This is a genomic window from Alkaliflexus imshenetskii DSM 15055, from assembly GCF_000517065.1.
Lineage (GTDB): Bacteria > Bacteroidota > Bacteroidia > Bacteroidales > Marinilabiliaceae > Alkaliflexus > Alkaliflexus imshenetskii.
In genome coordinates this window covers 1,449,520-1,476,150 of record NZ_KI912105.1, presented here as the reverse complement: position 1 = coordinate 1,476,150, position 26,631 = coordinate 1,449,520, and the positions used below count along the sequence as shown (strand labels likewise).

General features: G+C 46.4%; 22 protein-coding genes, 1 tRNA gene and 2 riboswitches. Of the genes, 3 read left to right on the top strand and 20 right to left on the bottom strand.

Going from position 1 to position 26,631, the window contains the following annotated elements; genetic code table 11:
* Positions 1 to 19: 19 nt before the first annotated feature.
* Both ALKIM_RS0106005 and leuS read right to left on the bottom strand, forming a co-directional pair.
* Entirely contained in the window at positions 20 to 880 is an 861-nt protein-coding gene (locus tag ALKIM_RS0106005; protein ID WP_026473849.1) for a YitT family protein, read from the bottom strand.
* A 205-nt stretch (positions 881 to 1,085) separates the two neighbouring features.
* The gene (gene leuS, locus ALKIM_RS0106000; RefSeq protein WP_026473848.1) at positions 1,086 to 3,872 is read right to left on the bottom strand and encodes a leucine--tRNA ligase; all 2,787 of its coding nucleotides are present in this window, start codon (positions 3,870 to 3,872) and stop codon (positions 1,086 to 1,088) included.
* A gap of 233 nt (positions 3,873 to 4,105) precedes the next feature.
* Between leuS and ALKIM_RS0105995 the strand changes: the two genes are divergently transcribed.
* Both ALKIM_RS0105995 and ALKIM_RS17770 read left to right on the top strand, forming a co-directional pair.
* Positions 4,106 to 4,177: transfer RNA gene (locus tag ALKIM_RS0105995), tRNA-Arg, on the top strand.
* 252 nt (positions 4,178 to 4,429) lie between these two features.
* Positions 4,430 to 5,776, top strand: coding sequence for an NAD(P)/FAD-dependent oxidoreductase (locus tag ALKIM_RS17770; protein WP_084555812.1), 1,347 nt, complete (start codon positions 4,430 to 4,432; stop codon positions 5,774 to 5,776).
* On the opposite strand, the gene cbiB is transcribed toward ALKIM_RS17770, so the two are convergent.
* From cbiB to ALKIM_RS0105905, 17 genes are all read right to left on the bottom strand, one after another.
* A complete protein-coding gene (cbiB, locus tag ALKIM_RS0105985) occupies positions 5,687 to 6,649 on the bottom strand; it encodes an adenosylcobinamide-phosphate synthase CbiB (RefSeq protein WP_044118180.1) in 963 nt (320 codons plus the stop codon). The genes ALKIM_RS17770 and cbiB overlap by 90 nt on opposite strands.
* Positions 6,634 to 7,656, bottom strand: a complete 1,023-nt coding sequence (locus ALKIM_RS19625) for a pyridoxal phosphate-dependent aminotransferase (protein ID WP_026473847.1) — start codon at positions 7,654 to 7,656, stop codon at positions 6,634 to 6,636. The genes cbiB and ALKIM_RS19625 overlap by 16 nt, the downstream gene beginning before the upstream one ends.
* A gap of 16 nt (positions 7,657 to 7,672) precedes the next feature.
* Positions 7,673 to 9,148: a cobyric acid synthase gene (locus ALKIM_RS0105975; RefSeq protein WP_026473846.1), complete on the bottom strand. Its 1,476-nt coding sequence runs from the start codon at positions 9,146 to 9,148 to the stop codon at positions 7,673 to 7,675.
* Positions 9,145 to 9,696: an alpha-ribazole phosphatase gene (cobC, locus tag ALKIM_RS0105970; protein ID WP_026473845.1), complete on the bottom strand. Its 552-nt coding sequence runs from the start codon at positions 9,694 to 9,696 to the stop codon at positions 9,145 to 9,147. Before cobC ends, ALKIM_RS0105975 begins: the two co-directional genes overlap by 4 nt.
* 8 nt (positions 9,697 to 9,704) lie before the next feature.
* Positions 9,705 to 10,448, bottom strand: a complete 744-nt coding sequence (locus ALKIM_RS0105965; RefSeq protein WP_026473844.1) for an adenosylcobinamide-GDP ribazoletransferase — start codon at positions 10,446 to 10,448, stop codon at positions 9,705 to 9,707.
* Between the two features lie 98 nt (positions 10,449 to 10,546).
* Entirely contained in the window at positions 10,547 to 11,542 is a 996-nt protein-coding gene (gene cobT, locus ALKIM_RS0105960; RefSeq protein WP_044117775.1) for a nicotinate-nucleotide--dimethylbenzimidazole phosphoribosyltransferase, read from the bottom strand.
* A 250-nt stretch (positions 11,543 to 11,792) separates the two neighbouring features.
* Complete coding sequence (cobU, locus tag ALKIM_RS0105955) at positions 11,793 to 12,302, bottom strand: bifunctional adenosylcobinamide kinase/adenosylcobinamide-phosphate guanylyltransferase (RefSeq protein ID WP_026473842.1); 510 nt, start codon at positions 12,300 to 12,302, stop codon at positions 11,793 to 11,795.
* Between the two features lie 9 nt (positions 12,303 to 12,311).
* Complete coding sequence (locus ALKIM_RS0105950) at positions 12,312 to 12,710, bottom strand: DUF4430 domain-containing protein (RefSeq protein WP_162148798.1); 399 nt, start codon at positions 12,708 to 12,710, stop codon at positions 12,312 to 12,314.
* Between the two features lie 75 nt (positions 12,711 to 12,785).
* Positions 12,786 to 14,948, bottom strand: a complete 2,163-nt coding sequence (locus ALKIM_RS0105945; protein WP_026473840.1) for a TonB-dependent receptor plug domain-containing protein — start codon at positions 14,946 to 14,948, stop codon at positions 12,786 to 12,788.
* A gap of 137 nt (positions 14,949 to 15,085) precedes the next feature.
* A riboswitch (cobalamin riboswitch) is annotated at positions 15,086 to 15,302 on the bottom strand.
* 31 nt (positions 15,303 to 15,333) lie between these two features.
* Positions 15,334 to 16,215 carry an ABC transporter ATP-binding protein gene (locus ALKIM_RS17765; protein ID WP_084555811.1) on the bottom strand — a complete coding sequence of 294 codons (882 nt, stop codon included), beginning with the start codon at positions 16,213 to 16,215 and terminating at the stop codon, positions 15,334 to 15,336.
* A complete protein-coding gene (locus ALKIM_RS0105935) occupies positions 16,205 to 17,221 on the bottom strand; it encodes a FecCD family ABC transporter permease (protein WP_044117774.1) in 1,017 nt (338 codons plus the stop codon). Before ALKIM_RS0105935 ends, ALKIM_RS17765 begins: the two co-directional genes overlap by 11 nt.
* A 12-nt stretch (positions 17,222 to 17,233) precedes the next feature.
* Positions 17,234 to 18,049 carry an ABC transporter substrate-binding protein gene (locus ALKIM_RS0105930; RefSeq protein WP_026473838.1) on the bottom strand — a complete coding sequence of 272 codons (816 nt, stop codon included), beginning with the start codon at positions 18,047 to 18,049 and terminating at the stop codon, positions 17,234 to 17,236.
* 12 nt (positions 18,050 to 18,061) lie between these two features.
* A complete protein-coding gene (locus ALKIM_RS0105925) occupies positions 18,062 to 18,715 on the bottom strand; it encodes a Dph6-related ATP pyrophosphatase (protein WP_026473837.1) in 654 nt (217 codons plus the stop codon).
* A 73-nt stretch (positions 18,716 to 18,788) separates the two neighbouring features.
* Positions 18,789 to 18,990: riboswitch (cobalamin riboswitch) on the bottom strand.
* Positions 18,991 to 19,142: 152 nt separating this feature from the next.
* Positions 19,143 to 19,694 (bottom strand): helix-turn-helix domain-containing protein, encoded by a 552-nt coding sequence (locus tag ALKIM_RS0105920; RefSeq protein ID WP_026473836.1) that lies wholly within the window; start codon positions 19,692 to 19,694, stop codon positions 19,143 to 19,145.
* An 11-nt stretch (positions 19,695 to 19,705) separates the two neighbouring features.
* Positions 19,706 to 19,963, bottom strand: a complete 258-nt coding sequence (locus tag ALKIM_RS17760; protein WP_235714385.1) for a type II toxin-antitoxin system HigB family toxin — start codon at positions 19,961 to 19,963, stop codon at positions 19,706 to 19,708.
* 228 nt (positions 19,964 to 20,191) lie between these two features.
* A complete protein-coding gene (gene purE, locus ALKIM_RS0105910; RefSeq protein ID WP_026473835.1) occupies positions 20,192 to 20,683 on the bottom strand; it encodes a 5-(carboxyamino)imidazole ribonucleotide mutase in 492 nt (163 codons plus the stop codon).
* Positions 20,668 to 21,834: a 5-(carboxyamino)imidazole ribonucleotide synthase gene (locus tag ALKIM_RS0105905; RefSeq protein WP_026473834.1), complete on the bottom strand. Its 1,167-nt coding sequence runs from the start codon at positions 21,832 to 21,834 to the stop codon at positions 20,668 to 20,670. Before ALKIM_RS0105905 ends, purE begins: the two co-directional genes overlap by 16 nt.
* A 179-nt stretch (positions 21,835 to 22,013) precedes the next feature.
* Between ALKIM_RS0105905 and ALKIM_RS0105895 the strand changes: the two genes are divergently transcribed.
* Positions 22,014 to 24,941, top strand: a complete 2,928-nt coding sequence (locus ALKIM_RS0105895; protein WP_026473832.1) for an FAD-binding and (Fe-S)-binding domain-containing protein — start codon at positions 22,014 to 22,016, stop codon at positions 24,939 to 24,941.
* A gap of 18 nt (positions 24,942 to 24,959) precedes the next feature.
* Here the strand turns inward: ALKIM_RS0105895 and ALKIM_RS0105890 are convergent, their stop codons facing one another.
* Entirely contained in the window at positions 24,960 to 26,576 is a 1,617-nt protein-coding gene (locus tag ALKIM_RS0105890) for a methyl-accepting chemotaxis protein (protein WP_026473831.1), read from the bottom strand.
* Between the last annotated feature and the right edge of the window lie 55 nt (positions 26,577 to 26,631).

Here is a 26,631-nt window from a genome sequence, read left to right as displayed (position 1 = left end):
TTTTATGGATTCGCAGTTTTTATGCTTTAATTGCATCAAAACCTTTTCCGTAAACGCCCATGACGCTCCCCATGGTAATAAATGCATCGGGATCTACCTGTTTTATTAATCTGAGGATGGCAGGCGACTCGTTCTTTTTGGCAATAACCATCAAAACAGTTACATCTTCACCAGAAAACCCACCTTTACCCGGAAGTACGGTGAGGCCGCGGCGCGCCACATTAATGATGTGGTGTGAAAGCTCTTCATGTTTTTTGGAAAAGATGAAAAACTGTACCGTCTGCTTGGTGCCGCTCATTACTGTATCAACAGTATAGGCTAAAATGGCCATGGTGATGAGTCCATATACCATCGTTTCGATTGAGCGAAACAGGAGAAAAGAGGAGCTTATGATTACCGTATCAATATACAGAAGCAATCTTCCGAGTGAGATGTTTCGGTATTTGCTTATCATCATGGCAATGATATCGGTGCCGCCGGTGCTGCCACCATGGATAAAAACCATACTGCCACCTATGCCGGCCAGTATACTGCCCGTAAGTGTTGCCATGAATTTTTCGGCGATGGGCGGTTCGGTGGTATAGTGACTTATTATTGAGAGAAAAAGTGAGAATACTGCAACGCCATAAATTGTTTTTACGCCAAAGGAGGCGCCCACAATTTTCATTGCCAGAAGAATGAGTACGGCGTTTAAAAGCAGCAAGGTGAGTCCGATGTTAAAGCCCATGGCATAATGGAGCACGGTGGAGATTCCAGCTACGCCGCCACCAATTATTTTTGAGGGGATTATGAAGCCAGCCCACCCGGTCGCACTGATGGCAATTCCAAGGGTTAGAAAAAACCAGGATTGTAGATTTTTTCGAAGGTCGGTCAGATTCATGTTGTGAAATTTTAGGGTTTAAAACAGCGGCGAAATAACAGAGATTCTTCTCCCTAAGTTATGATAAAAAGCATTGGGGCGAGTGATTTATCTCATTAAAAGAATCCGGGCAACCACATTGTCTGGAAGCCCGGATTATGACATTTACAGCTAAAGTCAGAGATTATCTAAACTCAGGTGAATGATAAAAAAGATGTTGGTGAAATCAGCCAATAACGATGTTTATGATTTTACCGGGAACAACAATGACCTTTTTAATCTGTTTCCCTTCCATCCATTTAATGGATTGTTCGTTTTGTACTGCAGCCTTTTCGACCTCGGAGGCCGGCATATCAGCTGGAAGCTCCAGTTTGTAGCGCATCTTTCCATTGAAAGAGACGGGGTACTGAAAGGTGCTTTCAACAAGGTGCTGGGCATTGAATTCAGGCCATTTGGCATCACAGATGGTTGAGTTATTGCCAATGCGTTGCCACAACTCCTCGCACATGTGTGGGGCAAAGGGCGCCAGCAACACAAGCAGGGGCTCCAGAATTGCCCGTTTGTGGCATTGCAGGTCGGTGAGGTCATTTACGCATATCATGAATGAACTCACGGCTGTGTTGAAGGCAAAACGCTCCACATCGTCAGCAGTTTTCTTAATGGTGCGGTGCAGAACTTTAAGTTCTTCCGGTGAGGGCGCGTCATTGGTAATCTTTAGAGCGTTGTCCTTGTCTACAAATAGACGCCAGGTTTTTCTCAGGAATTTGTGTACTCCATCTATGCCATTTGTGTCCCATGGTTTAGACTGCTCAAGTGGCCCCAGGAACATTTCATAAAGGCGCAGCGTGTCGGCACCGTATTGTTCTACAATGGTGTCGGGATTAACAACGTTGAACATGGATTTCGACATTTTCTCAACAGCCCATCCGCAGATGTATTTTCCATTTTCGAGAATAAATTCTGCGTTTTTATATTCGGGATTCCAGGCGCGGAAAGCATCAACGTCGAGCGTGTCGTTGTGTACGATGTTTACGTCCACGTGAATTTCCATCACGTCGTAATCATTTTTCAGGTTTAACGATACAAACTTATTTGAGCCTTTGATGCGGTAAACAAAGTTTGAACGTCCCTGAATCATTCCCTGGTTAACCAACTTCTTGAAAGGTTCATCTTTACAAACGATGCCTAAGTCGAAGAGGAATTTATTCCAGAAACGGGAGTATATAAGGTGTCCGGTGGCATGCTCAGTGCCGCCGATATAGAGGTCTACATCCTGCCAGTATTGATTGGCTTCGGCACTAACGAGCGCGTTGTTGTTACAGGGGTCCATGTAGCGCAAATAGTAAGCTGACGAGCCTGCAAAGCCTGGCATCGTGTTCAATTCCAACGGATAGCCATCGTCAGTTTTCCAATTTATAGCTCTTCCCAAAGGAGGCTCACCCGATTCGGTGGGCAGGTATTTATCTACTTCGGGTAGTTGGAGGGGTAGTTTGCTCTCGTTGAGCATGTATGGGGTGTTCTTTTTATAGAAAACAGGGAACGGTTCACCCCAGTAGCGTTGGCGACTGAAAATTGCATCGCGCAAGCGGAAATTCACCTTAACTCTACCAATCCCTTTTTGGGCAATGTACTGTTTTGTTTTCTCGATGGCATCGGGCACGTTTAGTCCATTCAGGAATCCCGAATTTATCATGTAACCCTCTTTTGAGTCGATGGAATCGCTCCAGGTAGAGGTGTCGGCAGGTTCTTCACCCAAAGGCACCACCACTTGAGGAATAGGAAGGTTAAAGGTACGGGCAAATGCAAAGTCGCGGCTGTCGTGCGCAGGTACTGCCATGATGGCTCCAGTTCCATATCCTGCCAATACGTAGTCGCTTATCCATACCGGTATCTCTTCGTTTGATAATGGATTGATGGCGTATGAGCCGGTAAAGACACCGGAGACCTTTTTTACATCGGCCTGACGCTCGCGCTCGGTACGTTTTTTTGTTTCCTCAATGTAGGCATCTACTTCCTGGCGTTGCTCAGGAGTGGTGAGTGCCTTCACCAATTCGCTTTCAGGAGCAAGAACCATGAAAGTGACCCCGAAAACCGTGTCGGCCCGCGTGGTAAATATCTTCATCTGCACATCCGAGTCTTTCACAGGGAATATCATCTCGGCACCTTCCGAGCGACCTATCCAGTTACGCTGTATCTCTTTCAATGAGTCGCTCCAGTCGATGGCATCCAGTCCTGTGAGGAGACGTTCTGCATAGGCTGATACCCTTAGCAACCATTGGCGCATGCGTTTTTGTTCAACCGGGTGCCCGCCACGCTCCGAAAAGCCATCTTTTACTTCATCGTTAGCCAGCACTGTTCCAAGCGCCGGACACCAGTTTACCATGGTGTCAGCCAGATATGCCAGACGATAGTTTAAAAGTGTTTCTTGTTGTTGTTCTTCGCTTTTTGCGTTCCACTCAGCAGCCGAAAAATGGAGTTCCTGAGTTGAGGAAGCATTTAGACCTTCGGTGCCCTGCGTGGCAAAGCGCGTAACAAGCGATTCTATGGGCAGGGCTTTTTGTGCATCGTTATCGTAATAATGCTCAAACATTTTGATGAATGCCCATTGCGTCCATTTGTAATAGTTGGGGTCGCAGGTTTTTACTTCGCGATCCCAATCGTACGAAAAGCCTATTTTATCGAGCTGCTCGCGGTAGCGTGCAATGTTTTTTTCCGTTGTAATGGCCGGATGCTGGCCTGTTTGAATGGCATATTGCTCTGCCGGTAAGCCATAGGCATCATAGCCCATTGGGTGGAGTACGTTGAATCCGTTAAGACGCTTGTAGCGACTGTAAATATCTGATGCGATATAGCCAAGTGGATGCCCCACGTGCAGACCGGCTCCCGATGGATAGGGGAACATATCAAGAACGTAGAACTTGGGTTTTGCCGGGTCAACCTCTGTTTTATATGTTTTATTGTCAATCCAGAATTTTTGCCACTTGCGCTCAATTTCGCTAAAGTTGTATTCCATAACAGGTTATGATGAGAATGTTCCACATGGTTTGTAACCTGCGAATTTAGGAAAAGTTTTTCAATCGGTTTGGGTGTAATGATAGGAAAGACCCCAGTTTTTGATATTTGCATAGCGATGTTTTAATGGGAGGGGAGTTGAATCGATGGTGGGTTCATTAAGGCACTTAAAAATTCCGTATTAAAGGTTGTCGCTGTTACGGAAAATGTCTATTTTCGCACTCTTAATTGACCGGTCCCATAGTTCAATGGATAGAATGTCAGATTCCGGTTCTGATGATATGGGTTCGAATCCCGTTGGGACCACTTAACTAATAGCTGTAACCTTCTTTTTATTAGGAGGTTGCAGTTTTTGTTTGGAATGGATTTAAGTTTGGATGGCGTTGATGTGACATTGAGTGACTGCCTAAACTTATCCCGAGTATTCTGCGAATTTCTTTAGTTTTCTTCTCTATCTAATCCTGATAAGATTAATTAAAGAAATTTTTCTTTTTTAACACAACTTTGGGTGTTGCGGATTGTTTAAAGAGGACATGAACATCCTAAATAAACATTCAAATGTCTCTCACACAAAAACCCAGAGTAGTGGTAATCGGCGGTGGTTTTGCCGGTATTCAATTTATCAGGAAGCTTGATAAAAGCATCTTTGATGTGTTGCTTATCGATAAAGTAAACCATCACCAGTTTCAGCCGCTCTTTTATCAGGTGGCCACTTCGCAGATTGAGCCGGCCAGCATCTCTTTTCCGATGCGCAATATTTTTCGGGGTAACCTCAGCGTACAAATTCGCCTTACCGAAGTGGAGCGCATTGACACAACAGCACGCAAAGTGCACACGGGAATTGGCGCTTTTGATTACGATTACCTGGTGATTGCAGCGGGCTGCCGTTCCAATTTCTTTGGCAACAACCATTTGGCATCGCACGTGTTTACGCTCAAATCAACCTATGATGCCATCACCATCCGCAACCATATTTTAATGACTTTTGAGCGCACCATCACGGCACCGCCGGAGGAGAAGGACTTTTATCAAACACTTGTGATAGTAGGGGCAGGGCCAACAGGAGTGGAGCTTGCCGGAGCTTTTGCAGAAATACGCAAGCAGGTGCTGCCCAAGGACTATCCGCGCATCGATTTTTCGCGTTTTGCCATCTATCTGGTCGAAGGCAGCGCCCATACATTGAACAACATGAGCGATTCCTCGCGAAAGGCAAGCCGTCGCTATCTTGAGAAGATGGGCGTGAGGCTGGTGACCAACACATTTGTGAAGGATTACGATGGCGATACTTTGCAGTTGAGTAACGGTGAGTGCATCCGGGCTAAAACAGTTATATGGGCAGCTGGGGTTACCGGCAACCGCATCGAGGGACTGCCGGCTGAAGTGCAGGCTCCGGGCAATCGCATTCGTGTGAGCCGAACCAATGCGGTAGCTGGTCTGGAGCGGGTGTTTGCAGTGGGAGATATTGCCTATATGGAAACGCCCAAATACCCCAAAGGGCATCCGCAGGTGGCCAACGTGGCCATTAACCAGGCCCGCAATCTGGCAAATAATTTTTCGCGTAGGCTGAAAGGGTGGCCTGAGCGACAGTATGAATACACTGATTTGGGCTCCATGGCAACCATTGGGCGTAACAAAGCGGTGGTCGATTTCCCCTTTTTAAGGTTCAAGGGGCTGTTCGCCTGGTTTGTATGGATGTTTTTGCACCTTATGCTGATATTGAGCGTACGTAACCGACTCGTTATATTCATCAACTGGGCGTGGTTGTATCTTACCAAAAACACGTCGCTGCGTTTAATACTGATGCCCGAAGGCAAGTTAAAGGAACAGGTGCCACGCCATCAGACAACCGGAAATAAGGAGTATCATCGCAATGGTGCTGAGGTGGTTGATGTGGCTTGCCTTTGAGATGTCGTGCGATGTGATTTCTCTGGTGTTGTGCCCGATAAAAGGTTTATTGACTACGGTGCCATGATACACGTTGGGGCCACCAAACCGACAATTTAGAATCCCTGCAAGTGCCGCTTCGGGCCATCCGGAGTTGGGACTTGCATGGTTTTTTCTGTTTTGGATGATGAACCGAAACAGACCGGGTTTACCAGTAACTACTATCATCAATAATGCCGTAATGCGAGCCGGCAGATAGTTGGCCACATCGTCCAATCGGGCAGCAAACTTTCCGAAAAAGAAGTAGCGTTCGTTTTTATACCCAATCATCGAATCCAGTGTGTTTATCATTTTGTAAGCAAACATAAGCGGGATGCCGCCAATGGCATAGTAAAACAGTGGCGCAATGACCCCGTCGCTAAGGTTTTCCGAGAGGGTTTCGAGTGTGGCCGTTCGTATTTGGTTGGGGGTGAGATTTTTCGTATCACGCCCAACAATAAAGGACAGTTGCTTTCGGCCGGCTTCCACGCCATCGTTTCTCAGAGCGGTTTCCACCTTTCTGGCTTCGTCGATGAGGTTTCGGTTGGCCAGTCCGTAGTAGACCATGATGGTGGCGACCGGGTACCACAGCCAGTCCATATTTTTGATGATGGAAAAGAACAGGTGAAACACCATCCACACGAGAGCAATCAGGACAATTGCAGCCACCATGCCTTTGATAAATCTCAGCTTACCGCGGTTCAGGAGCTTTTCCATCCATGCAATCATCCCACCAAAAATACGGATGGGATGCAAAAGGTGTGGTGGGTCGCCCAGTGCCATGTCCAGAAGGTATCCGCCAAGCAGTGGGATGAAATATGGTGCGCCGGGTATGGTTGTCAGGTCAAAAGCCATGATTGTATTGCGTTGATGAGGTGATTGTTTTGTTCCGGCGTGTTGGCAGCAATCCTGAAATGACCAGATTGCAATCCCCGGAAATTGGATGCATCGCGAATCAGAAACCCGTGATTTTGCAGAAGCGTTTCTTTTAGCTGTGCAGCCGTTCTCTTTTTTAATTGGCCAAGAAAATAGTTACACTCTGAAGGCGTGACTTCAATATCGGACAGATGCGCCAACGCCTTTTGTAGTCGCTGGCTTTCGGCCACGAGCGCATGGGTAGAAGGTAGTAAATTTTGGTGGTTTTGAACGATGAAAAGTCCGGCTTGTTGCGCCACACAGTTCACGCTCCACGGCATTTTTATTTTTCTGATTTTTTCGCAGATAACGCGGTGCGCCACCATGTAGCCCAATCGCAGCCCGGGGATGGCAAATGCTTTCGTGAGCGAACGTATCACAATGAGATTGGCCGGAAGCGGACTCAGCTTTAATAGAGATTCGTGCGAATCGCAGAGGTGTGTATAGGCTTCATCCACAATAACAACCGATTCTGGGTTGCCATGACAAACCGATAAAATGGTTTCCGAGGCGGTTATACTGCCGTCGGGGTTGTTGGGATTGCCCAGCCAGAGGCACTTGGCCGTGGTTTTATACGATTTATGCAGATGATTCAACGGCAAAAAAGAGAGCTGATGTCGATGGCTTTTTGCAGCATCTTCGTACTCTGAAAACGACGGAATGGTGATGACCGAGCTGCTGTTACCAAACAACTGAGCCGTGAGATAAAATGCTTCGGTGGAGCCATTGGTCACAACAATATTTTCAGGTTTAATGTTTTCGACATTGGCAATGGCTTTGCACAGTGTGGTCGAGTCGGGCTCGGGATAGTTGGCCGCACAATGGATTGACGCCATTAAATGAGCGGTTAATTCGGGATGCATACCTGTAGGCACCACATTGGAGCTGAAATCAGCTTTTACAGGATGTGTTGCGTTGAATATGTCGTTGCCGTGGCCGTGGAGCATTTTCCGGAGATATTTGTTAGTCGTTGGATTGAAGGCATTGGTAGATGTAATCCATATCGGTCTGTTCACGCACAAGCGATGCAAGTTGGTTGTACCCCTCTTCTTTTACCTTTTTGTAGTCGATTTGCACGTTAATTTCAGGATTTATCAGTTCGAGCACCTGTTGAATCACGCTGTCATTATCAAAAATTCCGTGAATATAGCTGCCCCAGGTTTGTGCATTGAGAAAATGGCCATCCATTGTGCCATCATTTAAAACAGACAAAGGTGATGGTGTTTGCGAAGTTGTAACTCCCATGTGAATTTCATAACCTTCGCCTGTTGTTTTTGGGTTGTGGATGAATGAGAAATGACATTGGACCGTTCTTTTCTCGGTGGTGAGGGTGGTGGATACAGGTAAAATGCCAAGACCTTTAATCTCTGTGTAGCTACCTTCCACCTGATGGGGGTCGAGGATGGTTTCGCCCATCATTTGGTAACCGCCACAAATGCCATACAGTGGTTTTTGGTGTTGATGCAGTTCCTGAATGGTGCTTGCTAAGCCGGTTTGGTTGAGAAAATCCATATCGGAAATGACATTTTTGGAGCCGGGCAGCATGATGATGTCGGCCTTTTGCATCTCATCAGATGATTGTGTGAAATAGAGGTTCACCTCCTTCACCATCTGCAAAGCATCAAAATCGGTAAAATTAGAGAGATGGGGCAGACGAACCACTGCAATATTGATTTTTCCCTTTTGGGAATGTTGGTTTATGCGGTCGAGCACCACGGAGTCTTCCTGTTCAATGTGGATGTGGTTGAACCACGGAATAACGCCCACCACCGGCACACCGGTGATTTCTTTCAGCGTATGGCGGGCATCTTTAAACAGTTGCATGTCGCCCCTGAATTTGTTAATGATGATGCCTTTTATGAGCTTTTGCCAGTTTGGCGGCAGCAGTTTGATGGAACCGTAAACTGATGCGAACACACCGCCACGGTCGATATCGGCCACCAGAAAAGTTGGGGCATTAACCGCTTCGGCTACGCGCATGTTCACGATGTCTCTGTCCCATAGGTTCATCTCCGAAACGGAACCGGCGCCTTCAATTACCACGGGGTTGTATTGCTTTGCCAGTTGGCGCCACGACTGTATCACTTCATTAAACAGTGCATCACGACCTGAACGATTGAAATATTCCGCTGCTGTTTTTGTGCCTGCCGGTTTGCCATTTAATACCACCTGACTTTTCATGTCACCGGTGGGTTTAAGCAACACCGGGTTCATGGTTACCGATGGCGCAATGCCGCACGCTTCGGCTTGCACGGCCTGCGCGCGTCCTATTTCCAGACCTTCGGGCGTGGCGTAACTGTTGAGCGACATGTTTTGGGCCTTGAAAGGTGCAGGCGAATAGCCATCTTGCAAAAAGATGCGACAGAAAGCTGTGTTAATGACCGATTTACCCACATCGGAACCGGTTCCTACAAACATAATGGGACGCAGCGTTTTCAAATTGTATCTGTTTGATTGGTGAGGGAGTATCTGAAGATTTGTCCGTAATCCACCTTCAGATTGAAGGCCTCTTCGGGTTTCAGGTCATTTATTAACACATGGAATGCCCTGATGGGCCCTCCGTGCGTAACCACCAGCACGTTTTGGTTGGGGTGTCGTTTTGCAATGTCATCTAAAAAGTTATCAATCCTGAACAACAGTTCATTGTACGACTCTCCGTTTGGTGGGGCGATGTTCAGATAGTCGTTAAAAAAGTCAGCCGCTTCAGGACGCTTTTCGATGGCACTCCACATTTGCATCTCCCAACTGCCAAAATTGAGCTCCTTTAATCGCTCATCAAAAATAACATTCTGGTTAAAGCTCTCTGCCAGTAAAGCGCACCGTTGCAATGGACTCGAATATACCACATCAAACCGTTCATGGTTTAGCTGACTCACAATTGACTGATGTACAGATTTATAACCAGCAGGAAGCTCCACGTCTGTTTGTCCGTAGCAGATACCTTCGGGTGCTGTGGTTTTAATGTGACGGATAAGTGTAATGTTCATGGCTGAAATCAAGTGAGGATGGCACAAACGGTCAGGTAGAATCCTACCTCGATTAGTTGTTGCAACGCGCCAAGCACATCGCCGCTGTAGCCCCCGGTGCGTTTCATGATGTACATCCTGAATAGGAGGAAGATAGTCGCTGATACAATAATTACGGCCAAAATGGTCATCCATGAAAAGAAGATAAATGGCAAAATGGCCGTAAATAAGGCGATGAGCAGCGATTTTAGTGACGTTTGATTGCCTATTGGTTTTGCCTTGCTCAGAGCATCTTCGCGGATGTAGGGCGTGGTGTAAACCAAAACGACCGGGACAAACCGGCTGAATACATGGCCGGCAACCAGGGCTAAAAATAGTTGTGGAACGGGAATAATGGCCAGCGCCATGAATTTAACGGCCAAAACAGCCACCAGACCAATGGTGCCATACGTGCCGAGTCTGCTGTCTTTCATTATCTCCAATATCCGTTCCTTGGTCATGCCGCCGCCGTAACCATCGCAGAAATCGGCAAAGCCATCTTCGTGAAAGGCGCCGGTAATGAATATGGTGGCCACCATGCTCAGCAAAAGGGCTAAATGCAATGGAAAAATGTAGAGCGCCAACCACAAAACAGCAACACCCACGAATCCCACAATGGCGCCCACCGCCGGAAAGAACCGGAGCGCCCTGTTCAATAACTCTTTTGAATAGGGGAGGCTGGCCGGCACCGGAATGCGCGTGAAAAACATGAGGGCGGTGAGAAATGTGTTCATGGTTGTTTGTTGAAGTATTAATGGTTAAGATGCTTAGATGTTAGATGGTTAGAGGGATAGATTAGTCCGGTTAGAATCTTATCTATCCATCTAATTTTCTACTTATTTGACACGCCCGCATCTTCAAAACTGGCCATTTCGTTGATGAAGGTGGCTGCGGCTTTAATCACAGGCAGAGCCAGTGCTGCTCCGGTACCTTCGCCCAGTCTTAAGCCCAGGTCGAGCACGGGTCTGGCATCGAAATGGTTGAGCAAGCGCTTGTGACCGCTCTCGTTGGATGCATGGCAAAAGATGGCATTGTTTGCCACATCGGCATTGAATTGAGTGGCGGTAAGCAGCGCGGCTGTGGCAATGAAACCATCCACAAGTATAACCATTTTTTGTGCATGGGCCTCAATGAAAGCACCGGTCATCATGGCAATTTCCAGTCCGCCAAAGGTAGCAAGTGTTTCCAATGGCGTTTTGGGATTGTATTTTTGAGCCACCTCTTTTAGAATCATTTTTTTATGGTCGAGGCCGTTTCCTGTCATGCCGGAGCCCGCGCCAGTGCAGTCCTCGATGGCAATGTTCAGGAAGCGGTGCATGAGCAGCGACGATGGCGAGGTGTTACCAATGCCCATCTCGCCAAAGCCGATGGTGTTGCATCCGTTTTGTGCTTCGGCACGCACCAGTTCACGGCCTTTCTCCATGGCAGCGGTACACTCTTCCAGCGTCATGGCCGGTTGATGGCGCATATTACGGGTGCCGCGTGCAATCTTGGCACCGACGATGGGACAATTCTCAGGAAAATCATAATCCACCCCGGCATCAATCACCTTGAGCGCGATGCCGTTTTGTTTGCAGAATACGCTGATGGCTGCCCCGCCCGCCACAAAGTTCATGGCCATCTGCCAGGTTACATCTTTTGGGTAGGGACTGATTTTTTCGTCGGCCAGGCCATGGTCGCCGGCAAAGACAAGTATGGCCGGGTTATGGATTTGTGGCGAAAGGGTGTTTTGAATTAACCCCAGTTGAAGGGCAATGGTTTCCAGATGTCCCAATGAGCCTGTTGGCTTGGTTTTGTTGTCGATTTTGTGTTGGAGCAGCTCTTTCATTCTATTTTTTTTGATTTTGGGTTTTAATTTTAATAGTGACTTTGCTATTAAGGAATAGATTTAAGATGCGGAGCAACGCATCGTCCCGAAAACCGGGAATTACAAGTTAGATGAAGCGAAATGCTGTCCCTATTTATTGTAGTTGTAGTGGGTTCTGAAAGAAATCTGGAAATCTAATCATCTAACACTTCTTATCTATCCATCTATTTATCTACCATCTAAATATCTAAAATCTAAACCTCTTCTTTTATTATTTGACTTTCATTGGAATGCCAGAAACCATCAGAATCACTTCCATGGCATTTTTGGCAATGTATTGGTTCATCCAGCCTTGCAAGTCGGTGAATTTGCGGGACACTTCGTTTGTGGCATGAATGCCCATTCCCAGTTCGTTGGTGACTACAATGAGGCGATTGTTCAGCGCCACAAAGCGTGACCATTCATTTTTGGCTTCTTCGAGCGCGGCATCTACATCATAATTCAAATCATGAAAGATGTTGGTGAGCCAAAGTGTGATGCAATCAACCAAAACCACGGCTCCGGACATGTTTATATCAGACAGATACCGGTCCGTTTCAACGGTTTGCCACCGGTTGTCGCGGTCGGCCTGATGCCGTTTAATACGCTGCGTAAAATCCTCGTCCCAGTGACGCGCCGTAGCCAGATATACTGGTTGGTTGCTCAGGCTTTCGGCCATCGTCTGGGCGTATGAGCTTTTTCCCGAACGTTGACCGCCCGTTATGAGTGTGGTTTGGTTCATGGCATTTGGTTATCGTGGTGAACAAACATCTTCTTTAAAAATCCAGTTTATGACATCGCCCGGCTTAACCGGAAAATTGATGGCGAGCGTACCCGTGGAAAGGTCGTTTACCGTATAGTACCAGGCTGTTACGCCTCTTTCGCTTTTGATGTCATTGATGGTGTTTACAAAAACATAATTGCCAACCGGATGGGTTGATACGGTGGCGGCTTGTTGCAGCGCGGTGAGTGCTGTAAGACCTTCGCGCCAGGCTACGGTTATCTCCTTTTGGGGCATGTTGGTTTGGCCGCTGATGATGACTTTAACCGTCTCGGTTTTGTCGGCATTTTTTGGTTCATTTCCCAGCGTCCAGGCCGAAGATAAGATAATAAGAAAGGAAATGAGCAGAGGTGTTTTTTTTAGGTTCATATTTTTTGTGTTAATGCCGGATGACTCAATTTTAAAAAATCGAGCCATCCGGCGAGGGGTTAACAAGTCAAGTTTTTAAAACAGAAAACTGAAGCTTCCTGTTACCATGCGTCCGGGCATGTTGTAGCCATCTTTTTCTGAATAATTCTCGTCCAGCAGGTTCGATACGCCTATGCCAAATCGCTTATTGCCGGCGTAGGTGTAATACACCGACCAGTCGAACACAATGTGGTTCGGCAACTCAAGTATTTTGTCTTTTGCTTCATATCCACCTTTGGTGTGGTAGTGGTCGGCTGTAATGTTTGGCCTTAGAGCCGAGAAGCTGTCCTTCTCAAGTCTGTTGCCAATGTATCTGCCATTTATTCGTGTTTGAAAGCCATTGTAGTTATCAAACAAAATACCGAATGAGCCATTGCTTTTGCGAACGTAGAGCATGTCATAAGTGGTGGTTACATCGGCCTTTGTCTCATCAAAGGTATAATTAAGCATGAAGGTAAAGTTGCTGTAGAGTTCCAGTTTAAAGCGGTTGTCGAACAGGGTTCCAAAGTTTGCTGCGCCCATCAGTTCAATACCTTCGTGATTGCTTTTGTCGGCATTTTTGTAGGAGGTGATGGTAATCTCTTCTCCCTGTTCGTTGTTTCGTTTAAAGGTGTATTCAACAATTTTATCGTCATGGCGGGTTTTAAACCAAGTGATGTCGCCGCTGAAGAAACGGTTGCTGCTGGTAAAACTCAGTCCCAAATCCATGGTGTTCGATTTTTCCGGTTTCAGGTCGGGGTTGCCTTCGTAATTTTTAACCCACCAAAAATCCCAGGCCGGAAAATATTCCGACACGCTGTAATTTCCGGCTACCTTGAAAGCATCGGGCACTGAGAAACCGGTTCCGTAACTGGCTTTTATGGCAAAGTTCAGTGGCAGATTGTACTTAATGCCAACGGATGGGTTGAAGGTGTTGTAGGTTTCGCTCCCTTTCTGCGAGTTGAGCATATCGTTAGCCAACAGTTCATAGGATATCTGGTCAAAACGGCCACCTGCATTCAGTTGCAGTTGACTGATGGTTCTGGAAGCCTGCACCAGTCCGGCAATTTTCCGGTGGTTGTAATCGGGCTGATAGGGATTGGCCGGTGTGCCTTTTCCACTGAAGCGGTCAGAGCGGTATTCATACACATCCACATCGGCACCAACCAACAGATTCATGAATCCCAGACCGATGTTGTCGTGCATCCGCAGACCAAATTCACGGATGTCGCTGTCGAGACTTACGTATCCTGTTTCGCTGTTGTTGGAGTAGTTGCGGGTGTTTTGCGAACCAAAATAAGGGCTCAGCGAAAGTTTATGACGCTCATAATTGGCGCTGACATTTCCAGCGAGATTCAGGCGGTTGATATCCTTTTTGCTTTGTCCGTAGCTGCCCCAATAGTTGCCTGGGGTTTCAATGTCGTCGGCTCCGAAATAAATCACATCCAGACTGGTTTTCCACTTGTTGTTGATGCGTGTATTGATTTGTCCCGTGAAATCGTGGGTGGTATATTTCGAGTTGAGCATCACATCGCCGAATGATTTTTTGTCGAGGATAAGCTCCGACAGTTCCGGTTGGCTCAGGATGTTTCTTTTGCCAATGCGGTAGTTGCTGTTTTGCTCGTTTTTCGAAAATCCAAGTCTGAAAGATGAGGCAGAAGTGAGTGGAGCTGATACGTCGGCAGCAATGCGCTGGGTGCCAAACGTGCCTGCTGTAAGGCTTATTTGGCCGTTGGCTCTGTCACTACCGGCTTCTTTGGTGATGATGTTGATAACACCACCCATCGCATCGGAACCATAGAGTGCCGAGAGTGGTCCTTTTATCACTTCTATGCGGTCGATGGCTGCCATTGGGAAGGCTGCTGCATTGGTGGTGGCCGATGGCACGCCGTTTATGAGGATGAGCGTGTAACTGCGAGAATGGGCGCTGGGCGAAAAGCCGCGCATCCCGAACGATGATGACACACCGGGGTATTGAATGATGTCCAGATTGGTCACGCTCTTGAGCAGGTCGGCCACGTTGGTGGCTGGCGACATGCTGATAACGGACTGGTCGATGACTTCAATTTTTTGCGGTAAATCTTTGAGTTTGGCGTTGGTACGTGAAGTGGCAACGGTTACTTCGCTGATGTGGTAGTGACGTAGGGTGTCGCCTTCGTTTTCTGCTATTGCCGATGACACAATGAGGCATAAGAATAGCGACAGAATTGCTTTTTGCATCTCTTTTAAATTTATGGTTTAATAAAAAGTTATTAACCATAAACTTTCGGACGTTCCGGAATGTGCCCGGGCTGCCAAATGGAACATGAGGAATTGACTGATAAATCAATCACATCGCTTTTATCCCGAAAGCTATGATTCATTGGTTGACATTGGCAGGTCTTCTGGCTCGTTCCGGTTTTTGAGGCCTTCCCATCCCGATAAATCGGGAAAGTGGCATGAGTGTTTCAAAAACCTTTTAATAGAACTTACAGCTGCGGGTACAGCTCCGGAATTTTCTTTGCAGAATCACCGGATTCCCTTTTAATCCTAAAGCGGCATGCACTTCAGGAAACCAAATCTGGTGCAAATATAACATTTTATATTTACATGCAATTTTATATTGCTATTGTTTATGATTATTATTTGATTGATTGAATAATCTATTGTCGGTCATTGTTTTATGGTGGTTGTTTATGTCGGTGCGATGGGTTTTCAGGATGTTTCCCGATACCGGAAATATCACAGGCTTTCCCGATAAGGGATTGGTTTGTGCGATGACGACGGCATTGTAAACTGCTTCAATATTTTGAAATGTGAGCACTTCGGCTGGTGTTCCCTGTGTATAAATTTTGCCATCGTTGATGAGAATAAGCTGGTCGCAATATTCTGCAGCCAGATTCAGGTCGTGAATTATCATCAAGACAGTAAGATTCAGTTCTTTATTTAGAGATTGGATGAGGTTGAGCATCTGCATCTGGTGGTTAATGTCGAGGTGCGATGTGGGCTCGTCCAGCAACAGCAGTTCGGGCTCTTGTGTGAGCGCCTGCGCTATGGCTGCCAGTTGCTGCTCGCCACCACTCAGCTGCGACATCTGTTTTTCTCTGTAATGATAGATGCCCGTGAGCCGCATGTATTTTCTGGCCAATACTTTGTCGCGTGCCGATTCCAAAAAGTTGAAAGCATTGCGGTGGGGCAATCTGCCCAGCAGCACATAATCCTGCACCGTCATGTCTGTACCTTCCGGAAATTGAGAGACGACGGCCATTTTACGTGCTTTCTCGCGCAGTTTCATGCTTTCAAGTGGCACGCCCGATAAACAAATGCTGCCTTTCTTTATGGGCAGAATGCCCGAAATACCTTTGAAAAGTGTTGTTTTTCCCGAGCCGTTTGGGCCAATGATGCCGGCAAATGCGCCTCTTGCAACAGAGAGGCTGATTCCATTCAGGTTGAAACTTTTTCCATAGCCGCAACTGATAGAGTTTAGCGCGAGGTAGTTATTTGCCATGATGCTCTTTTTGGATTCGCGATTTGTTCAACACAATCATAAACACAAAACCGCCAATGATGCCGGTAATAACCCCAATGGGCAGTTCGTTGGGCGATATCACGGTGCGTGCCAGTATGTCGCAGGCAATGAGAAAGATGCTTCCGCCCAGAAAAGAGCTGACGAGCAACAGGCGGTGGTCGCCACCGGTCATTAGCCGGATGATATGTGGAACGGCTAGGCCTACAAATCCTATCACGCCTGCCACCGACACACAAACTCCGGTAAGCAGCGACGCCACAATAAACAGTATCCTTACCGAAAGCGTGGTGTTAATGCCCAGGTGCGTGGCTTTGTTTTTTCCCAGCTGCAGCGCGTTGAGCTGGTTAACGAACAGGTAGCTTCCGGCAAGTCCTATTATCGAGGTGATTGTGGCCACTTTTATCAGGTGATGGTTGGGTTCATCCAGCGAGCCCATAATCCAGAATATGATGCCATGCAGATTTTCGGCTGTGGTCACCGACATCAGAAACATCATGGACGAGGAGGCCACAAAACTTATCATCACCCCGATGAGCAACATGCGGGTTATATCGGCGCCGCCACGCAGAAATCCAAGTATGCCCACCATGAAAATGGTGACTGCCGCACCCGAGAATCCAGCCAATGGCAGCATGTATCCATGCCCGGTAAGGTGCAGTCCGCCTACAATGGCCAGTGCCACACCAAAGGCGGCTCCACCGGAAATGCCAAGCGTGTAGGGCTCTACCAGTGGGTTGCGGAATACACCTTGTAAAATGGTTCCCGATAGACTTAATGCGCCACCCACGGCAAACGCCAGAATGATGCGTGGCAGGCGAATCTGCGTGAGAATGAAATACTCGGTCCCTTCACCTGAGCGCACAATTTCAGGTGTCTGGGAAATGGGGATGTTGGCTTCACCTGTGGCGATGGATGCCAGAACCACCACTAACAAAACCACCAACTGACCGCCAATAAACATTAATTGATGAATGGGTTTACTCATCACGATATTGGGTTAGTGGGTTTGTGCTATCAGTTCGTTAAGAATCTGCAGTGTTTTCAAAAAGTCAGGTGGTGTGGGCGTGCAGGCCATATCAGACTCAACAATGAATACCCTATTATTGCTAACTGCCGGCAGATGTGCATAGCTGCGCCAGGTTTTCACCTCTTCGTCGCCCACTATGCCCATGGTTACCACCACAATTACGTCGGGCTTATTCACAAGCACATACTCTCTTGTGAGGGTGCCGCGTGTAAGTCCGTCGGCGATGTTCTTACCGCCCAGAAAGGTGATGTAATCATTCATAAAAGTATTTTCCAAAACGGCATAAAGCGGTTTGGCACCAATCTGAATAAAGAATCGCAATGGGTCGGACGAGCGTTTCTGTGCTCTTATTCCCGCAACCTGCTTTTTGGCATCTGCTACAATGGCATTGGCTTTTTCGTCCTTTCCAAGAATAGTTCCCAGATTGACGAACTGTGTGCAAATCTCGTCAAACGATTTTGGCGTGCTGAATACCTCTACTCGCAGACCGGCCTTTCGGAGCATGGCAATGGTTTCAGGATTGGTAATGGTGGTAGCTATCACCAGGTCGGGCCGCATGGATACCACTTTTTCTATGTTTACTTTCACCGCAGTGGCTACCATCTCTTTGTTGTCGCTTTTGGCGATGTGGCAAAAAGAGGTGTGCCCCATGAGTTTGTCTGCCGCTTCCAGATAGTAGATGCTTTTTGTTAATGAGGGTGCGAGTGAGATGATGCGCTCAATTTTCTGTGACGTTACAGATGCGATGGAGATAAACAGCAATATCCAGGCTAAGAGGGTTTTCATTTTTTTGTGATTTTAGAGGTTGCGGATGGAGAGGAACAAGTGACCGTTTTCGTGATATCTGTTTTTTCGGGTAAATGCTACCGGCTTTTGGAAAAGCGGGCCATCGAATACAAATGTGTGGTATTCGCCCTGCTCGGCACATGGGTCAATTCCTTCTAAACGGCAGATATCGTTGTAAAAAGAGAGATCCAGTTGGCGGTCGAGCCAGTGGTCGGCAAGTGCGTCACTCTTTACAGCCACCGTGATGGCTTTAAAGCCCTCGTCGATGAAGGATTTTAGCAGAGATGCGGTATCCTCACCCCATAGCGGAAATATCGGAACAATGCCGCATTCGCTGCACACACGCTCAATCCAGTCGCGGTGCGCTTGCAGGTAGATGTCGCCAAAAATACCTGAGTCAACGCCCTGTTCTTTCAGTTTTGCGATGGCCAGTTTAAACTGCTGTTCATAATCCTGACGCGATGTTGGCTGCTGAAACAGTGGTAGATTCATGCAGGTGGCCTGTTCTTTTATCAAAGCAGATGGGATGCCATGCGAGCCGGAATAGTCGCCCGAGGCATCGCACATATTGAGTAAGGTATGTACCCCGTTGGGGTAGTCCTTTAGAAAACGGTGCAAGGCATACATACAGTCCTTGCCGCCGCTCCACGAAGAAAAAGCTTTCATTAGAAAACGGTTAAGCCTTCACGAAAAAAATGGAATAGTAATTACTCTCAAACTTTTTCCCCGAAGTTCGGATAAAACATTAGATTGATTGGCAGGTCTTCTGACTCGTCCCGGTTTTTGAGCCTTCCCATCCCGATACACCGGAACAGTGGCAAAAGATTTCAAAAACCCTGAAAAGGACTTACAGCTGCGGGTACAGCTCCGGATTTACACCGGATTCCCATATTAAGGTTTCCCCTGAAAAGGGGAAATCCACCAATTATTAATGCAGCAAAAATAGTGAAAGTTATTTATCTGGAAAGAAAAACCGAGGTTTTGGTTGGGTTAATTTTATGTAGAGATGGTGTTGCTATGTCTGGTACTCCGGGTGTTTATTTTTTCGTTGTGCGCAGCAAGAGACTAGCTGCGATGAATTCGCTTCTTATTTTTAAACTAATTCTGTCTTTCTCAATTTCAGCTTGGGCTTGTTTAATTTTTCAATCGAATCTTTTATTCTGTCTCTTGTTTCAGATTGAAGGAACGTAGGAATTAGAATGTCTAAATTGATTTTTAGAAGCCTGTGGATAATTACCAAATCCTTTAATGTAAATTGAGATACGCCATTAATTAATTCGCTCATATAAGATTTGGGGTGATTTAAGATTAAACCTAAATCTTGTTGAGTCATATCGTAGGCTTTGAGTCTTTTTCTAATAGTTTCTTTTCGCTTAGTAATAAATTTTTGTTCATAATTCACAATCTCTTCTGCTTTGTTTGACTCTTCAAGTTGTGAATCAGTAATTTTATCAAAATCAGACCATTTTTCATCTTCGTATGCTTTAATCAAATCACGAAGTTTTTTACGAATTGGTTTTAAGTCTGGATTTTCCTCTGTCATTAAACGCAACTTACGTTCAAGTAAAGATGCTTTTTCCAAATCGTATTCATTCTCTAATTTTTCAATTTTAACAACTTCCTTTATGTCAAGAATATCTTTCATTGCTGCAGTTTTTAAATCCAATTGTTTTCTCTCAACCACTTTTTAATTACGTTCCTATTGTTTTTAAAAGTATGTTCGTAATCATCATGACTTCCTGCCCAAACAATCGTTGCATCTCCATTTTCTTCAAATTCAATTAAAATCAACGTTCTATGTATATTAATATTGAAGAAATAAAATTCTCCTCCATAAACACAATCAGCATCAGGTCGTATTTGGGTCAAGTCATGAGGTGTTTTCCAATCACTTTCCTCAATGTATGAAATCAATTGTTCTATTGAGATTTGTAGTTTTGAGTTTCCTCAATTTTTTCGTATTAATTTACCAAGAATATGTTTATTTGTAATTCTCAAATTCCCATATTTATAATTGTTCAACTACAAAGATAGTTTTAGTTCGGAAAAAATCAGAACAAAACTGCGTTTGTTTTGGGGTTAATAGCCCATCATATTTTAAATTATCCAAAATAATTAAATCAATTCCTTGTCGTCGTAATTTCATTTTGCAAAACCCTCGAGTTTGCCCATCACCTCGCTGTTGAGTTTTTCTTTGTAGGCAATCATTCGGTCTCGCAACTCATCGTTACCGGCCGATAGAATTTGAACAGCCAGCAGTCCGGCATTTTTGGCGCCATTAAGTGCTACTGTAGCCACCGGCACGCCGCCCGGCATCTGAAGAATTGAAAGCACCGAATCCCATCCGTCAATTGAATTAGATGATTTTACAGGTACGCCAATCACCGGCAGTGGGGAGATGGCTGCTACCATTCCGGGGAGATGGGCAGCACCACCGGCTCCGGCAATTACCACTTTAATGCCTCGTTTGTGGGCATTTTCGGCAAATTCGAACAGCCTTTGCGGCGTGCGGTGCGCCGACACAATGGTAATTTCGTGAGATACGTTGAACTCGATGAGGATGTCTCGGGCTTGTTGCATTACCGGCAGGTCGGAGTCCGAGCCCATTATGATGCTAACTACTGGCTTTTCCATGATTTAACTTTTAGAAGTTGTTTTACTTTTTCGGCATTCTCTTTTGCCTGCTCAATGGTTGGGGCGATGATGGTTACATGACCCATTTTGCGATAGGGCATGGTCTTGGTCTTGCCGTAGAGGTGTACTTTAACGCCATCGATAGCGAGACTTTCAGGTAACCCCTCATATTTTACCGGCCCTTCGTGTCCGGGTTCTCCAAGTAGGTTAATCATCACCGCCGGAAGTTTTTGGCGGGTGCTGCCCAATGGGAAGTTAAAGATGGCGCGCAAAAGTTGTTCGTATTGCGATGTCACCATACTTTCGATGGTATGGTGTCCGCTGTTGTGAGGCCGCGGCGCAACCTCATTAACCCATACATTGCCTTGTTTGTCTATAAACATCTCCACAGCCAGAAGTCCGCACAATCCAAAGGCATCAATTAGCTTGATGGCAATCTCTTCTGCTTTTTGGGCGATGGCATCGCTTACAGTGGAAGGACAGATGAGTAATTCCACAAGGTTGGCAGTTTCGTTAAATTCCATTTCAACCAGAGGAAAGCAGTTCACTTGTCCGCTCAGATTGCGCGCAGCTATTACCGACACTTCGCGCTCTATGTCCACCAAATCTTCGATGACCGATGGGCCTTCGAGCAACTTGGTCAGGTCGTTGGCCGATTTAACCACCACCACGCCACGGCCGTCGTAGCCACCGGTGCGCAATTTCTGAACAAAAGGAAATGCTATTGTCCCTTTTTCAATGGCCGCCAGAATCGACTCTTTGCTTTCATAAAGGTTGAAATCGGAGGTAGGTATGTCGTGCGTGGCAAAAAATTGTTTTTGAAGTCCTTTATCCTGAATGATGCGCAGTGCTTCGGGGTCGGGATAAATCTTTACGCCTTCCTGTTTCAACCTGATGAGGGCATCCACGTTCACGCTTTCAATCTCAAAGGTTATCATGTCAACCGATTTTCCAAAGTTATAGACATCATCATAACTGTTGAGACTGCCTTTGACATAACCGGTGGTGCACGATGAGGCAGGGCATTGCGGGTCGTTGTCGAGCACATAGGTTTTTACATCCCAGTTGCTTGCTGCCAGTGCCAGCATTTTGCCAAGCTGTCCGCCGGCTATAATTCCAAGTTTAAAATCTGAGGTGACCAGTTGTTGCATGGTTTGCGAAATATGTCATTGGTTTATTAACCTGCCGGGGTGGCTCACCAATCCGGCGAAAAGTAAATTGCGAAATTACAAAATGCCGGGGAATATCCAATTCGGCCTCATGGCTTTTGGTTTGCCATTGAAGCAAATAAATTACTATTTTAGCATCCATAACCAATTCTCCTTGTTTCATGGACGACCCGTACCCCTTTGGGGAACTAGATAATCTGATAAAAGGTGAGGTGCTTACCGACAACCTTTCGCGAACGCTTTACGCTACCGATGCCTCGGTTTACCGCGAGTTGCCCCTGGCTGTTGTGCTACCCCGCGACACCACAGATGTTTCAATGATTGTGCGATTTGCGGCCAGGCATAACCTTCCGCTAATACCACGTGGTGCAGGCACATCTTTGGCCGGCCAGGTGGTTGGCAAAGGGCTTGTGGTGGATGTGTCGCAACACATGAACCGCATCATCGAAATCAACGCGAAAGAGGGCTGGGCCGAAGTTCAGCCGGGTGTTGTGCTGGATGATTTAAACCGGGAGGCAGCATCTTTCAATCTCTTTTTTGGGCCTGAGACATCAACGTCAAGCCGATGTACCATAGGCGGAATGGTGGCAAATAATTCATGTGGCTCCCATTCGATGATATATGGCAGCACACGTGACCACATAATTGAGGTTACCGGATATCTGGCATCGGGCGATGAGGTGACTTTTAGGCCGGTACAGAAGTGGGAGTTCGACAAGAAGTGCCGTGAAGAAGGCCATGAAGGTGATATTTACCGTTTGATGCGCGAAATTTATACTGACAATCCCGTGCGTAAGCAGATTCGAAAGGAGTTTCCGCATCCCGATATAAAACGCCGTAACTCAGGATATGCACTTGATGTGTTGCTAGATACTTCCCCTTTCAAGAAAGAAGGAGAGCTATTTAATTTATCCAAATTGATTGCCGGGTCCGAAGGTACGTTGATGTTCATTACTTCGGTGAAAGTGGCGTTGGTTGAGAAACCTTCTCCGCATCAGGTGTTGCTGTGTGCTCATTTTGGCTCCTTGCAGGAAGCACTCGAAGCCAATATTGAAGTGGTTCTCAACCATAAGCCTGATGCTGTGGAATTGATGGATAAGCACATTTTGGCGTTAACACGACAAAATCCTACGCAGCGTCACAACCGATTTTTTCTGGATGGAAGTCCGGAGGCCCTTTTGCTCATAGAATTTTCAGCGCCAGACATAGAGCGTGCTGAAAGGTTGGCGCTTGAAGCCATTGCATCGTTGCAGAAACTCGGCATGGGTTATGCATTTCCCATCGTTAAGGAAAATGAGATATCACGTGTGTGGTCACTGCGAAAGGCTGGTCTCGGCGTATTGTCCAACATGCCTGGCGATGCGCGTCCTGTATCACTCATCGAAGATACGGCCGTAAGAGTTGAGGATTTACCGGCTTATGTGGCCGACATTGATGCCATGCTGGCGAGTCATGGAAAAACGTGTGTTTACCACGCGCATGTAGGGTCAGGTGAGCTACACATCAGGCCGGTACTCAATCTGAAAGAGCCGGAGGATGTAAAACTCTTCAGGAAAATAGGAGAGGAGACCGCTCGCATAGTGAAAAAATACAATGGGGCATTGAGTGGCGAACATGGCGATGGACGTCTGCGAGGAGAGTTTATTCCGCTCATGGTTGGTGATGCCAATTTTGAGTTGATGAAGCGGGTGAAAAAAGTCTTTGACCCATCCGGAATTTTGAATCCTGGTAAAATTACCGCCACACCTCCTATGGATGCTTCGTTCCGATATCTGGAAGTGAAACAGGAGGCCATTGCGCACCCGGTTTTTAACTGGAAAGCCGATGGCAGTATGCTACATGCTGCGGAGCGGTGCAGCGGTTCTGCTGATTGTATCAGAAGCAGCTTGGGTGGTGGCACCATGTGTCCAAGTTATATGGGTACACGGCAGGAAAAGCACTCTACCAGGGGTCGGGCCAACGTGTTGCGGGCATGGCTGCAGGGGCAAAATGGAGTCGACATGCTGACATTCAATGATGTGTCTGAGGTTCTTGATATGTGTCTGAGTTGCAAGGCTTGTAAAAGCGAGTGTCCCTCCAATGTGGATATGGCGCGACTAAAAGCCGAGTTTTTGCAATTTGTTCACGACAACACCGGCGTCTCTTTTATTGAACGCGTGGTGGCAAATTTGCCCCGGGTAAATCGTTTGGTATTTCCATTCAGGTTTTTCATTAATCCTGTGATGCGCACCAATTGGTTCCGACAGAGAATAAATAAGCTGGCCGGTATCAGTCAGGAGCGTATGCTGCCTCAATATGCCAAACAGCGTTTCGATAAATGGTACGGAAGGCAAGGCAAATCAACACATCCAACCCATAGGGGGAAAGTATGGATAGTGGCCGATGAATTTTCAAATTTTTACGACAGTGACATCGCCATTAAAACGGTGATGCTGCTTCACCGGTTGGGGTATAAGGTGGCTCTGGCTCCCGTTAAGGAGAGTGGGCGCACGCAGATTTCCAAAGGGTTTGTGAGGGCGGCAGCAGGCATTGCACGTACCAACATATCCAGACTTAACGGTAAAATTTCTTCTGAAACGCCGCTTGTGGGCATCGAGCCTGCGGCAATTCTTTCGTTCAGGGACGAGTATCCCGATTTGGTTCCCTCTGAAATACGAAATGCTGCAGAACAAATAGCTGCTCACACGTTTACGCTAGATGAATTTTTGGATAGGGAGATGGAAGCTGGCCGCATTTCAAGGTCTGATTTTACTGCTGAGCATAAAACCATAAAGTATCATGTGCACTGCCACCAAAAGGCATTGTCGAAACCAGGGGTGCTGAAGCGCGTGTTGTCGTTCCCCGAAAACTACACCGCCGAGGAGATTCCTTCAGGTTGTTGTGGTATGGCCGGCGGTTTTGGATACGAAGAGAAGCATTACAATCTCTCGATGCGCATTGGTGATCTGAAGCTGTTTCCCGAAGTGCGGAACACACCGTCCGATGTGTCACTGGTCACATCCGGCCACTCGTGTCGTAATCAGATAAAAGATGGAACCGGTCGAGATGCATTGCATCCGGCTGAGATTTTATTTGATGCGCTGGTGTAATAAATGGTGAATGCTGCATTAAAAGGCCTCCGTTTTGTCATCGGAGAAATCTTTGTCCCAGGTTATCTCCATTTCGTTGGATTGAAGCGGGACTTCTTCATAAACGGGCTTTTTGTAAACCTGAAGTTTGCTCTTACGATGTGAGATTTGTTGCTCCTTCAGACTCAGGCTGTCGGTTACACGCATTAGCAATCCTACCTGTTCATTCAGATGCAGGTGGCATGTTTGCAGAGAATTGGCATGAGCAGCATTGTCGTTCATGATTGATTTGATGGTCGAAACAGCCTTTTTCAGGTTGCCGGTTGAGTCCTTCGATGATTCACTTTCGTTGGCTTCGGTTACATCTTTAAGCAGACTGGCAGTATTTTGAACTTCAGGAGCCAGTCCCATGGCCAGTTTTTGAGTCTTTTCGGTAGATTGTATGGTGTCTGCCGAGAGTTTTAAAATCTCCTCAGCCACATGCCGGGTGTGTTCCGATAAGCGTCTCACCTGAGCTGCCACCTCTGAAAATCCACGTCCGGCTTCTCCCGCTCTGGCCGCTTCCATGGCCGCATTAAGCGATAGTATGTTGGTTTGGTGCGAGATGTCGTTTATCACTCTGATTTTTTGAGTAATGGCTTCGATGGAGTCGAGGCTTTCACAGCTTGCCACTGTCATCTTGTTAACCATATCTACCGCCTTCTCCGATATTTTACGTGCAAACCGCGCACTTCTGTAGTTTTGCTTGATGCTGAAAATCATGGATTCCAGGGCGCTTTCTACTTTTTCGATGGCTTCCGATTGTAGCGTAACACCATTTTTTATCTTTCCAGAGTTCTCCTGTATGTGTATTCCGGCCGGAATGATTTGTTCCGTTATCAGGCCAATCTCTGCTATTGTCTGGTTTATCTTCTCGGTATAAAACTTTTTATTGAAGATGACAGAGTCTTGCTCCTCTTTGTTAAAGAAGGTGATTTCTGAAAACAGATCTTTCAATTCCGGGTCTACATCAAACTCATTAAATGAGATGGTGGCACGTATCAGGGGCATCACAATTTTAATCAGGTTGGCGATGTTAATTACCGATATTGCCAGAAACATAAGAGTCATTACCCACGTGCCAAGTTGCAGAGCTGATCCTATTGCTGTAATGGATAAAAAGCTGGTGATGGTTACCGAGAGAGCAGCAACGAACCTCTTCTTGGCATATATCACATCGTACCCCTTATGGTTTTTGGTGAAGAATGATTTTTTCGAATCCTGATATACTGTGTCAATAGATTCATGCAGCGTGTAGGGTAAAAGAACTGAAAGCGCAAATCCAATCATTGATATAAACCAAGACTCATCCAGTTTCTGAGCGAGGATGCCCGTTATAGGAAAAGATAGTCCACCCAAAAAAATAAATACCACAGCGTAACTTAAAAACACATAATACTGTAGTTTCAACGAGTCAAGAATTTTTGACCTTGCTTCCAGAATAAGCAGAAGTGGCCTAACAAAACAGTTGGATAGGTAAGTTAATGCCACAAAAAATGCTGAGAAAAGATCTAATGGCATTGCCGCTGCATTGGCAAACGGGATTGACAATAGCAGAAGAAGGGGTATGTGAAACAGCAGTTTACGTGTGCTTGTCCGATGTAATTTTAATGTCATAATCAGGTCAGGGTTGATACCGTTAGCATCATGTTACAATCTGTTTTGGTGTTGT